Origin of the sequence: Pseudoalteromonas sp. McH1-7, from assembly GCF_013366255.1 — a bacterium.
Taxonomy (GTDB): Bacteria; Pseudomonadota; Gammaproteobacteria; order Enterobacterales; family Alteromonadaceae; genus Pseudoalteromonas; species Pseudoalteromonas peptidolytica.
Window position 1 is genome coordinate 111,140 of record NZ_JABWPQ010000003.1, and the last position, 14,182, is coordinate 125,321.

Consider the following 14,182-nt stretch of genomic DNA (forward strand, 5'->3'; position numbering starts at 1 on the left):
CCCTTAATTCAGTTCCAGTTCTTGCTCAAGCAGTGCCGCTAAGTCATCCAGCTCCATATCTTGCAACTCGTCTGTTGGTGACTCGAGTTCTATCTCACTTGAATACTCAACTTCAGCCACCCCGGTGTCCAATTGCAGGACATCGTTGACAATATGGTCAACCAGCAAGTTAAGGTTTGAGTAATTGAAAATCACTGTTGAAGGCAATGAGATCCCAAGCTCAGCATCAATGTCCTTTTTGAGATCCATCGCGGCTATTGAGTCGGTTCCCATTTCAAAGAAACCTTTCTCTGGGTCTATCGTAGCTGGCGAGTCAATTTTTAATACTTTAGCCAGTGTCTCTCTCACAAACTCAAAGATTTTTTCGTACCTGAGCTCTGGCGACAGATCGCAAATTTCTTCAATGAAGCGGATCTGACCGGCTCTTGAACTAGTCGGTGCCAACTCATCATATAAGTGGTCATGCTGTGCACCTGGGAAATTCTCTCTAAATACACGCCAATCTGCTTTTAGAGCCACGACTGAGTGTAACTCTGAACGTGCAATCTGCTCGAATAAAGCCATTCCCTGATTAAGGGTAAATGGCTTCATACCAACGGCCTCAAACAAATCAGATTGACTATGGCTTTCAGCCGCCATACCCACCGAGCCCCACGGTCCCCATTGGACGGCAAGCGCAGGCAACCCTGAATGCTTTCTATGCTCAACGATATAATCAATAAAGCTGTTCGCGGCGGCATAAATGGCTTGCCCTGGTGTACCCAATACAGCTGATGCCGATGAAAAACAGTAAAAATGATCTAAATCGATGTCTTTGGTCAATTGATGTAGATTCCAAGTACCTTCAACTTTCGAGCGGCTGACCTGCGTCACGGATCCCATATCAAACTTGTGTAATGGTGAGTCTTGAACAACGCCCGCAGCATGTATAACACTACCAAGGGATGGTAAATCATCACCAAAACGTTGGAATAACTGCTCCATACTGGATTGATCGGCAATATCTACCGCAACCACCTCGACACCAACCTGTTGTGCTCGTATCGCTTGTAAAGTGTGCTCCACCTCATCTGACCAAGTCGTTCTTCGCGACAACAACGTTAGATGCTTGGCTCCTTTACCAACCAGCCATTGACTGAGCTGAAGTCCCAATCCGCCTAAACCTCCAGTGATGAGTGTGGTCTTCTCACCAGCCACAGTATACTTATCAAGCTCAGACGTTGGCCGTGTTTTAGTCAGCCTCATGACCTTACGCATACCATTGTCAAGCAGTACTCTCGGTTCTTTGTCTTGATAGCGGCTATGCTCAATCACACCTGCAACAAGGTCTGATAGGTTTTCAGCATTGAGATCAAGAGTTTGACAACTGAACTCAGGATGCTCGGTTCTGACGACTTCAGCAATTCCCCAATGTGGTTTAGGTGCCCCAAGTAATGCCACATCACTTGTGCCATAATTAACAAACAGCAAGCGGCTATAAAGCTCCTGACCAATTAGGTTTTTGACCAGTGTGATAATGCTATTCACACTGTCGTAGTAATTTGTTACGCAAACGCCTTGCTCTGCATTTTTTAAAGCGAAGATGATCTGATCTGGTTTCGTCGTTAACTGAGTCAGTGCTTCACTTAATTCATGCTGATCCAATAAATTGAGTCGACGTACTCCCGCTACCACTCCTTTGTCTTTGTTTGCATGCTTGAAAACCTGACATTCACCGAGGGTGTGAGATGCAAATGTTTGATGTGAGATAATATCTTGGTCATCGTCCAGTATAAGCCACAAGCGCGCTAAGTCCTGCTCTGTATATGCCGTATCGTCGCTGTGGGTCTGTGTACTTTCTATCCACTCTCGCTGGAACAAAAAGCTTCCTTCTTCAGACTTTGACAAGAAAGTACTGGCATTGGTTTTATGTACCGAGAAAGAATCGATGGTAGCAACTGGCTCGCCTGAATCTGAAAATAGTGCAATATCTCCTTTGAGTATCGCCTTATCCTCAGCAATATCATCATCTAACTTGGCAAAACACCAAAGGGTTTGTGGCGCGCTTAATTGCTCACTGTGTGTATGAAGTTTATTGAAGCCAAATGGTACCGCGGTGATTTCTTTATTGTCGCCCATCTGGTTGACTGCCAATGCACCAAATACCTGGAAACATGAGTCAACTAGCCCTGGGTGCATACAATATCGCTCAGGTGCAATTATCGCTTTTGGTGTGTTTAATTTGGCAATGATATAGCCATCACCAAACCAACAGCTTTCCACCCACCTAAATGTGTCTCCATGGGCAATTTTTGTCATCTGCTCGATGCGCTCATAAAACTCAGGCATTTCCCACTGTTTTGTCGCGGCTGTAACCAAAGCGCTGGGGTCTATAGCAGCATTGGAGACAGACTCTGATGAAGTGAAGTAGCGTCCATGGGCATGAGTTAAAGCCCCCTGTTCAGACTGCGTTGAATTGACGGCAAAATCAGCATGGTTTAACGTTGTTGTTAACTGTGTACTCTCATTACCATCCGCAAGTAGAATTGGTGCACCAAAAAAGACATTTTCAAGTACCAGCTGTGACTCAGTACTGTGATTTGCCAAGGCATTGAGTACCAGAGAAACGTGGTAACCGCCAGGTACCACTACTTCGTCATAGACTAAATGGTCTTTAAGCAGTGGCTGACTTTGTACGTTACACTGGGTTTTAAATGATGATGAGTGCGATCCCTTTTGAACATCCACAAAAAATGGGTCTTGCACTGACGCGTGGCGCGCATGTACTCGTTTTTTACCTAACCAAAAAGACTCTCTCGTAAATGGATAACTAGGTATTGCTGTTGCTGCGACCACTTGGTGATTAAAAACGCTCAGCCAGTTTATATCATGCCCTGTGCGATATAACGTGGCTAGCGTATTAGTGATATAGGTGGCTTGAGGTTGCTCTTTATCTTGTGAGCACAACCATTGATAGTGCACGAAGTCGAGAGTAGACTGGAGTGCTAATTTCGTCAGTACCGGATGCGGGCCGACTTCTATAACATCTACTTTTTTATTCGCCGCTAACGTGCGCAAACCCTCAACAAAATTAACGGGTAACTCAACATGCTGTACCCAGTATTCTGGATCTGTTAGCTTTTGATATTCTTGCTTTCCTGTACAGGTAGAAATGAAATCGAGCTTTGGTGTACTGTAGTTAACTTGCTGTGCTATGACTCTAAATTCTGCCAACATTGGTCGCATTAAAGGCGAATGGAAGGCGTGTGAGACATCGAGCATCACACATGTGATGCCTTTTTCCTTTCCTCGTTCAGCCACAACTTTAATGAGGGATTTATCTCCTGATAACACCGTTTGCCTTACTGAATTGTAAGAGGCAACGGCAATCTTCTCTGCTGGTAAGTCCGCCATCAATTCCTTGACGACATTACCATTTGCAACAACAGCCAGCATGGCACCATCACTGGGTAACTTTTGCATTAAACGGCCACGCGCAAGCACCATTTTCAGTGCATCTTGCAATGAAAATACACCTGCGATACATGCCGCTGCATATTCACCAATGCTGTGCCCCATCACGATTGAAGGCTGTACGCCCCAAGATTGCCACATTTTTGCTAGTGCATATTCAAGCACAAATAAACTCGGTTGCGTAAATTCAGTTTGTGACAAACGTTTGGCATCTGCTCCCCACATTACCGCTTTGATAGAAAAGCCTGCTGCTTTTTCGATGAATGCTTCACATTCGTCCACAGTACTTTTAAATACGCGGTTTATGCCATAAAGGGCTTGTCCCATACCTTTGTACTGTGACCCTTGCCCTGTAAACATAAAGGCAATCTGCTCACTTTTTACTGGTAATTTTGATGCTGCTAGTGGCTTAGTTATCTGCGCTTGAAGCGCATCACAGAGCGCTTGTTTATTCGCTCCGGTAACCGCTAACCTATAAGGATAATGAGCCCGCCTCATCGCTGCATTTGCAACAACCTGTTCAAGGTTATCACTGCGTTCCAGTAACGATAAATAGCGTTGTGCTAATACCGCGAGTTGTTGCTCAGACTTCGCTGAAATAGGTAACAATAAGGCATCATTATTGATCTCAGTGTTGCTTTGCTCAGACGGCGTATGAGAGGCCAAGATCAGGTGTACATTCGTACCAGAAAACCCAAAAGCACTGACCGCGGTATGTATTTGAGTCTGCTCAGATAAATCAACAGTTTGTTTCGTAACCTGTATTTGCTGCTCATCGATTTCGATAAACTGATTTAGCGTATCGTAATGTACTTGTGGCGGCAGTTGTTTGTTTGCGGCGATCAACGCAGCTTTAATCACAGAAGCGACACCAGATGCTGCTTCTGTATGTCCTAAATTTGCTTTCACTGATCCCACATAAAGAGGATTATCCGCATCACGAGCAGGTGTATATACCGCTTTAAGGGCGTGCATTTCAATCGGATCACCAAGAGGTGTCCCGGTTCCATGAGCTTCTACATAATGTAATGCCTGCGGCGTCACTTTGGCATTTTTCAATGCTTGCTTGATCACCTGTTGCTGCGAATTGCCATTTGGTGCGGTAAGGCTTGAGCTGTGGCCATCATGGTTCATAGCGCCACCTTTGATCACAGCCAAGATCGTATCTTGATCTCTAATGGCGTCACGTAAACGCTTCAACGCAATAACACCGCAGCCTTCACTGCGTACATAACCATCCGCACGATTATCAAATGCCTGACATAACCCTGAAGGCGACAACATCTGTGCTTTTTGTAACGGTACGAAAGTATCGGTTGTCAGCATTAGGTTTACACCACCAGCAAGCGCCACATCGACCTCATGATTTTGCAAAGTTCGCATGGCTTGATATATCGCTGTCGCCGCTGAAGAACATGCTGTATCAAATGTCATCGCAGGCCCATGAAGCCCTAAACAGTACGCAACTCGCCCTGCGATCGTATTAACTGCATTTCCCGTAGCCCAATATGCTGAATCAGCAATATCACCGTACTGATAACACAGATCAGCGTATTCATTAGCCGCTGAGCCAATAAATACACCAATAGCAGCTGTATTTTTTGTTTCGCCAGCATAGCCTGACTGCTCCAGCGCTTGATACGCAGTTTCAAGTACCAGTCGCTGCTGCGGATCCATGGATTCTGCTTCTCGTTTTGAGATATTAAAAAACGCGGCATCGAATAAGTCGACATCACTAATAAGTCCGCCATGTAATTTGGCATGGCTTTGGCCTTTTAATGTTTCGTGAATTGTTTCAAGCGATCCTTCAATATTTTGCTCTACGACAGATTTACCGGCCATCAAAGCTTGCCAGTAATCATCTAGCGAATTGATGTTACCAGGGAACTTACAACCCGCACCGATAATCGCAATCTGATCTGCGCCTTGCTCTAATTCTTCGACGCGAGATTGCAGCTTTTCTATGGCTTTGTATGCAAGCTTTAATGTTGAATTTGTTTTACTTTCCATTTTTACAACTCTACTTCTAAAGTTTCTAACTTATTCCGTAATAGCGACTCTAACTCTGCTTCATTAAGGTCATCCCACTCAGGCTCTTCTTCACCTTCTGACACCGAATGTGCCGACGTTTCAATATCAACTAGAGTGACATGCTCAATATCGAATAACTCGTCATATAAGAAATTGCTTAATAGGTTGGCACTGGGGTAGTCAAAGGATGCCGACACTGGAATGTTGATATGAAATATTGCCTCTAACCCTTCTTTGAACTCGATTGCTTTTAAGCTATTCATGCCCAAATCGGTAAAACCATCATCAGCTGAAATAGTCGCGCTGGCGACATTCAGTGTTGCAGCAAGCTGCTCCATTACTCGTTCTACAATCTCTTTGTGACGTGAGGTCTCGGGAAGCGCTAATAGCGTCTCTTTAAGCGGTGAACTTGAACGTGAATTTGCTTGTTGGTGTGACCCAAAAACAGACTCTGAAATGGTAGCAAATAGGCGATTTTCACCATGTAGCTCAATCAGCGGCAGAAACTTCGACCAGTCCATACAAGTAATCGTGAATTGTGTTTGTTCACTCGTCATAGCCTGCAGCATTTGTGCAAACATCTGCTCAGCTGGTGCTGGCAAAATACCACTTTGCAATAGCGTCTCTTGTTCATGAGCAGACGCTGCCATACCGGTGTTTAGCCAAGGGCCCCAGTTTAAGCATTGGGCATTGATCTTTACTGTATTTAAGTAATGACAGTAAGATTCCAAGAACCCATTGGCAAGTGCGTAACTTGCTTGATATGACGCCCCCCAAGTTGCAGCGATTGAGGAGAAGGCAACGAATTGAGGAATGTTGTAAGCTTGAACCTGCTCACCAACATATAACGTCCCTTGTATTTTTACATTCAAGGTCGCCAGCACAGCATCATCGTGACATTCTGAGAAGTGTTGGATCTCACCTTTTACCCCCGCTAAGTGATAAACACCATCAACACGGACTTCACGGTAGGTTTCAGCAAAAAGTTGCTGGACACTGTTTTTATCTGTGAAATCACATTGCTGTATGAGAACCTTGCAGCCTAGTGCTCTGAGTGACTCTACAACATTGCTATCTTGCTCACTAAAGCGTGTATCTCTGCAAGCTAATATCAACTGGCTTGCACCTTGCTGAGCCAAAAAGCTTGCCAGTTTGAGCGCAATACTGCCCCTGCCTCCAGTGATAAGATACTTACCCGTCAACACCGGTGGATTTACCGCAACAGCCTCTTCAACCTGTACCAAGCGCGGAACGCGAAGAGTATTATCACGCGTTGCGACCCAGCGCTCCTGTCCATAACCATGCAAAACGAAATCCGTCATTGTTTGCAATTCACGGTCGTTGACATCAACCGAGTTTATATCCAGCAAGCTACAGTGTAGTGATGGACATTCCATATCTATGGACTTAAGTAGCGACCACATTCCACCTTGACTGAGATTGACAGTGTCATCTGAATCCACGCAAAGTGCACCTGTCGTAATCGCCTTTAAGCGCATGTGCGAATTAGCACTCAGCACTTTGATACATGCCTTTAACATCAGTGCTTGCTGTGATATGGCGGAAAATACCGACACTTCTTCAAGACCTTGTGGTGCTATGAATATGACCTGACCTTTATCAGCAACTTGCTCTACCCAACACTGGAGCGCTTGCTCAAATGCAGCACTGTTCATCTCTGGATGAACGAAGGAGCTAAGGTCAATATGGGTTACCCTTATTGTATTGTGAGTTTCATTCAGCTTGGTACTTAACAAGTGTGGTAGTAAAGTATCAAAGCCGAGCAACAATACATCATCAATCACTGTGGTAGCGTTTTGCTCTTCTGTGTCTATATACTGCTCCCAAGCGTAATTAAGCAGCTCCACCACCGACTCAGAATCATTCGCCGAATCACCTTCAAGGAAACTAAAAATTTCAGGTAAGCTGGCTTTTGCAGCATCAGATAAATCAGCATCATTGAGCAAGTTTTTAAATACATCAGCAGAGCTCTGCGCCTTTGTTAAAGGCGATACTTGCTCACGTAATGGGTTATGGCGCTCAAAATGTGTTCTTTGGAACGGATAGAGAGGAAGCCTTACTTTATTGGTTGGAATTGAATGTAAAACGGCGTCAAAGTGAATTGACTCCCCAACTTCATACAATGACGCTAGACACGCATACAGGGTGTTGATCTGCTCATTAATCGCGATGTAGTGCGTCTCTGTTTGCTCACTGCGAGGTACTGATAACATCGCGTTTTGCATCCCAACAACCAACACATTGGCATCTTGTAATTCCTGTAGCATAGCCGTTTGTGGTCGCGCTACAGTTGCATCAACGGAAGTTAATGACTCTTCGCTTAGCAACACAAACTCAACTTGTGCTTTGTCAAAGCTAAGTACGTTGTTAAGTATTTCGTTACTGGCAGCGAGACTTGCGGGCTCACCTAATAATGACCTTATCACTTCTTGAATTGTCAAAAGACCGACAAAATGCGCAGCGAGCACATGTGCCAAATCAGAGTCTCCGCCTACCCCTTTTAGGGTCACTCCATAATCATCTAGACATCTGACTAAAGCATAAAAGTGGCACGCAGTGAGGACTTGATGTACTTGCGGTGATAATTCACTTTGCGCAACATACCATGCTAGTGGCTGTGTTAAATCTGATGCAACCCAAGCAGAAACTTGATTAAAGTGAGTAGCATAAACAGGAAGCTGTGTCTGCATTGCTGCGATAACGCCTTGTAGATCAGCTAAAGCGTTAAATTCAGTTAGCTGTATGTAATTTTCACGCTTTCCTAAAGCACTTGGTGCTGTCGGCGCTTTCTCTTTTAAGCGCGCAAGTAGACTTTCTCGACTATGAGCAAAGGTCGCAAAACGATATTTATAATGATTATTTGCCCGTACCGTGGATGCGCAAATATCAGCAAAGCTATCAGAGTCCCTCGAAATAACATCAATATAATCTGCTCGAAGTTGCTGTAATGCGCCCTCACACTTGGCGGATAAAATAAATGGATGTACAGTCCTGTCAGTATTGTCAGGTTGCGCTGCTACCTCTGATGATTGATACTCTGAAAGAATACAGTGTACGTTGGTGCCGCTCATCCCAAAGCCGCTTACTCCGGCAGATTTGTTAGTGCATGCTGGCCATGCCATGCCTTCACTCACCACAGATAGCGGGTAACGTTGCCAATTAATATACGGGTTTGCAGACTCAAAGTGTAAACTTGGTGGCAGATAATGATGATGGATCGCAAGTGCGGTTTTAAAAAATGAAGAAATACCCGCTGCGGCCTCTAAATGCCCCATGTTTGTTTTTACAGCGCCGATGTAAAGTGGATTTTCTGCTGATTTGGCTGACTTAAAAATAGTACCGAGCGCATTTACTTCAATTGGATCACCCAATGAAGTGCCTGTACCATGTGCTTCAATGTATTGAATATCTTCAGCTGTTTTATTTGCGTTGTGTAGCGCACTTTTAATCAAAGCCGCTTGTGCTGAACCGTTGGGCGCTGTTAAACCGTTACTTCTACCATCATGATTGACCGCGGAACCTGAAATCACGCAGATGATGTTATCCTTGTCTTTGATTGCATCACTCAAGCGTTTAAACACCGCAACACCACCGCCTTCCCCTCTAACATAGCCATCAGCAGACTGATCGAAAGTATGGCACTTACCGCTGGTTGAAAGCGCACCAATCTGGCTAAATCCGATGTAGCCATTAGGTGCTAGCATGAGGTTGACCCCAGCAGCTAAGCCAATATCACACTCTCGACTGCGTAGACTTTGACATGCTAGGTGGATGGCAAGCAAAGAAGAAGAGCAGGAAGTGTCGAGTTGCATCACAGGACCGTGCACATTGAGAAAGTGCGCCAGCCTACCTGCTGCAATCGCACGGTTTGTGCCTAAGCCAATTTGCGAATCTATTGTATCAGCAGCGGAAAGGTGCAATAACTCATAATCCGCCGAACCTATACCGACAAAAATACCCGCCGCGGCACCTGATATTTGTTTAAATGAAATGCCAGCATGTTCAAGGGCATGAACACTTAGCTCCAGTAACAAGCGCTGTTGTGGGTCAAGATTTTCAGCTTCAGCTGCTGACATGCCAAAAAAGCGCTCATCAAACCCGAAAACATCATCAACAAAGCCACCATAATCAGTATTATAGTGGCCAGTTTTAAACGGTGTTGAATCATAAAAACGCTCAGTATTCCAACGGTTTCGAGGCACCTTTGAGATGACATCTTTGCCATCTTTGAGTAATGTCCAAAACTCATCTAAGCTGCTTACACCACCTGGTAATCGGCAGCTGCCGCCAATCAAGGCTATCGGCTCATGTTTGGCTGCCCGCTCAAGTGCTAATTCCTGCTTTAGGCTCGATATTTTCTCTAACGACTTTTTTAAGACGCCATTTATTTTTTCGTCATTGATATTCGACATCAAACAATATCCTTGCTGTCAGCTAAAACTTGTATTAATCCTTCTGTTAGAAAGCGTGCTTAAAGCTCGCTTTCTAACATAGCTAGTAGTTCTTCATTAGATAATTCTGAAGTACTTGCCGGTTGCTCCTGAACTTGTTTTGCAAAGCCCTGCGCCGCGCTGCCAGCTCCCGTGCTCGCCACAGGTTCCGGAGGCGTCGTTATGTATTGTTTGATGTAATTTGCTAAAGTTTGAATGGTTGGATAAGACCACGCAGCAGTGGCATCTATATCTAATTGATACTGGTTCTCAATCGCTTCAATTAGTTCAACGGCATCAACCGAGTCCAACCCATATGCCGCAAACTGCTCATGCTCATCTATCTCACTCAGTGGCTTTTTCGCTTTATTCGCAATCCACTTTTTCAAGAAACTCGCAATCTCAGCGCTGTTGCTTTGAGTACTAAGTTGCTCATCAATAGTATTTTGCTGCGTTTGCTCCATGTGAGACACGTTAGCATCTGACAATATTTGTTTAGCGCTTGGCGTATCCGACGATCTTAACAACACATCCAAAGTATAATCGCCACCCGGTGCGCTTTGCTCTGAGTCTAAGGTTTGACTTTGCGCTTTTTTGAGTAGCTGAGTGACAACAGCCATCTCGCTCTTTTCATACACAGTCGCTATATTTTTATGTAGCACAAAAATCTCTTTTTCTATCTGCATATCGAGCCAATTGGCCACAAGCGCTTTGGCACTGTCATCGACTTGAGTCGACACGCTCAGCGCCGCTTTTGCACAGTACAACCCTGCCAACCACCCTATAGTGTGATTCAATAACAGCTCTTTTTTCTTAGCGGGAACACTGGTGTTTTGTAGTGCACGTTCAACTTCTGAAATGTGAGCCTTAAAAGCAGACTGTAATTTATCGGAGCCATCAGCATCAGCAATAAAGACACTTAAGTTATCAGGGTTTGCAAGGTAACTTGCACCAACAAACACTTGTAATGTTTCTGTGGGGCCCTCAAAGACTCTTAGTAGTCGAGTATCACGGTATACTTGAGCAAAACCATTACTCTCGATATATCCTCGACCACCTAGCATCTGCATCGCATCGTCAACACAATGCCAAGCAAACTCAGTGACAATATATTTAACAATAGCGAACATCTCATCAGGTACATTTTGCTGCAAATCTGTCAGCATTGAGACTCTTTCTAACAGTGCTTCTGATGCCGATAATGCAAAAGCATGAGCGGTTATCTTTTTCTGAGTTTCAGGGTTATCTGACAAGCGACCAGTAGAAATAATACGTTTGCTAGCATACCTCTGCATCACCGCAAGACTTCGACGCATAGTACCTATTGCCATCGCAGCGATACCTGCACGGCCAAGCATCATCGCGTCTTTTGCGACATCAAATCCTTTACCTAATGTGCCAAGCATGCGTTCATCAGGTACAAACACATCATTGAAGTAAATTTTATTTTGTACCATGCCACGGAAACCCATGGTTAATGCTTCTGGGCCTTGTTGTATACCGACAGAGTTACTATCAACAACAAACCCTGTCATCCCCAGAGCTTGCTCATTATCAAAAGCAAGGGCGAACACATTAATTAGGTTTGACCAAGCTGCATTTCCTGACCAAATTTTCTCACCTGATAAGCGCCAACCGCCGTCTACTTTTTTCGCAGTAAGCTTAATCTGGCGAGGATCAGAACCTGCACTGGGCTCGGTGAGGGCAAAAGCGGCAAGCATGCGGCCTTGCGCCAACTCTGAGACGAATTGTGAGCGGATAGCTGGTTTTGCAGACATTAATATTGGACGGATCCCCAATACTTGGTGTAGTCCTACAAATAATGCCAAGGTAAGGTCTACTGATGCTAATGCAGAGACCACTTTAAATGTATCTGTGGTACTTAGACCAACCCCGCCTTGCTCTGGTGGCACAAGCAATCCTAGTATTCCTTGAGTGCTAAAATCCATGACAACATAAGGCGGAATACAGCGACGCTCATCAATCAATTGCGAGTTAATACGGCGGCTTGAATAATCTTGCAACCATTCAATTAATTCATTTGCTTTGTGCTGACTTTGCTGTAAATCGATGGCTGTTGCCGGGCGCTGTTGCACCTCAGCAGTCGCGGTTTCATTTACAAGACAAATAATATCAAGCTCATTTGCTTCATACATTTGTCTGATTTTTGTGCGTTGAATTTTACCACTGGTGGTTTTCGGGATGCGTTTAACAATCACAAGTTCAGCCACTTGAAGACCATGGTGTACAGATAGCGCCACCGATATTTTTTTCAACAAGGCATGTGCTTCAGCTTCACTCACTTTAACTGTATTTAATTTTTGAACGACCACCACTTTTTCTTCATCTTGATGAGATGAACTAAACACGGCACATTCATTCACTTTACAAAGCGCATCAACTTTAGTGACCGACGCTTCAATATCGTGAGGATAGAAGTTTTTGCCTCGTATAATAATGGTTTCTTTGATCCTGCCGGTGATATAAAGCTTAGCTTCGGACTTAAATCCAAGATCACCGGTTCTAAAAAACTGGTTGCTATTGCCCGCTACTGTGTTATTAAAAACGGCGTTTATTGTCTCTGACTTTTTATAGTATCCAGAGCAAACCGAAGGGCCTGCAATCCAAATTTCGCCGATATTACCATCGCCACATACTTCGTGTGTTTCAGGGTCAACAATGAGAATTTCATGCTGGTCTTGAGAAATACCACAACTCACCCTGCCAATCCCTTGATATGGTACCGATTGACCAGTGTATCGCTCAGCTGATGTAAATAACACACACTCTGCCATACCATAACTGGCATAAAACACATCACTTCTCAGCCCTAATGGCTTAAATACCTCAATAAATCGATTTAGTGTTTCTGCTTTAACAGGCTCTGCACCGTTAATCATTTTCTCTAACGTCGATAGATTGATATGGCTGAGATCTTTTCCGGCAGCTTTACGAACACAATAATCAAAAGAGAAGTTTGGACCGGCCAGATAAGTGCCTTTAAATTTTGAAATAGCCTCTAGCCACATCAACGGGCGTTTTAAGAAGTTAGTACTAGAAAATACCACTGACTTCCCGCCATTATAAGTTGGGGTTAAATAACACCCTACGAGTCCCATATCATGGAAAGGTGGTAACCAAGAAACGCAAACAAGCGAGCTATCAAACCCATATGCCGATTTGATACTCTCCAAATTCGCGATCAGATTTTCATGCTTAATGATCACGCCCTTCGGTGATCCAGTTGAGCCTGATGTGTACTGAAGATAGGCGATGTCTTGTGGATGAATGATAGGAAGATCAAAGCTCTCATCAGATAGCCCTTCAAAGCTCAACTCATCAATAATCAATATTGAAAGTGCACCTGTAATAAGCTGCTGCTCAAATTGGGATTTAAGCTTATCTTCATGTTGACGCAGGCAAACAATAGTCGTCGCACCTGCATCTTCCACTACTTTTTCAAGATTCGTCAAATTAGCGGCTGAATCTGGTAACACTTGAGGAATGGCAATACGCTTGGAAATAAAACATCCCAGTAAACTCGTAATAAAGAATTTTCCGGTCGGCACAGCGATAACCACCGCACCTAGCTTTGGCTGTTTAAGCAGTACTGAACTTATCTGTTTTGAATACTGGAGTAATTGCAAGAAGCTCAATGACTCAACATCATCGATATCTTTAGATCGGATAAATTCAAAGGCTGTGTCGTGCGGTTTGTTTTTGGCATGCTCTTGTATAAGAGAGACGTAAGTTAAGGCTTTACTATCACCTACAAATTCATTCTCGTTACTACGATTATTATAATTCATAACTTATACTACTTTATAATTCCTTGCCTAATTAGCAATAATACATATAGAGCCGAAATACTTAATACATAAAAATGTAAAAATGATAATTACGACCATCCCTCCCTCTCCAACACTTTAATCAGAAAAAACTAAGAAAATATAGCTAATTCATCACCCTTTTTAGTGTCTCGAGAATTATGAAAAATTAAGCTAACCGATAGGCAAAAAAGTGTCAACAAAAACAAAACAAACCAAACACAAAAAAAATAAACCGTTGACTTAAAAAAAACCGAGTGCAATCATAAAACCATATAAAACACCAAGTAAACAAACAAACTGTTGCAAATAGCAAAATAAAACAAAACAAATTAAAACGAAATTGATCAAAAATTTAAAATAAAAAAGAAGTGTAAAAAGGCTCACTCATAAAGCTAATTAACGGGTTCCATATATAAG

General features: G+C 43.7%; 3 protein-coding genes. All 3 read right to left on the reverse strand.

The window, feature by feature from the left end:
• Positions 1 to 3 precede the first annotated feature (3 nt).
• Genes HUZ36_RS03090 through HUZ36_RS03100 form a run of 3 tightly spaced genes read right to left on the reverse strand, consistent with a single transcriptional unit; the run spans position 4 to position 13,744 of the window.
• Positions 4 to 5,463 carry a type I polyketide synthase gene (locus HUZ36_RS03090; protein WP_176031960.1) on the reverse strand — a complete coding sequence of 1,820 codons (5,460 nt, stop codon included), beginning with the start codon at positions 5,461 to 5,463 and terminating at the stop codon, positions 4 to 6.
• Between the two features lie 2 nt (positions 5,464 to 5,465).
• Entirely contained in the window at positions 5,466 to 9,917 is a 4,452-nt protein-coding gene (locus HUZ36_RS03095) for a type I polyketide synthase (protein WP_176031961.1), read from the reverse strand.
• Between the two features lie 59 nt (positions 9,918 to 9,976).
• The gene (locus HUZ36_RS03100) at positions 9,977 to 13,744 is read right to left on the reverse strand and encodes an AMP-binding protein (protein WP_176031962.1); all 3,768 of its coding nucleotides are present in this window, start codon (positions 13,742 to 13,744) and stop codon (positions 9,977 to 9,979) included.
• Between the last annotated feature and the right edge of the window lie 438 nt (positions 13,745 to 14,182).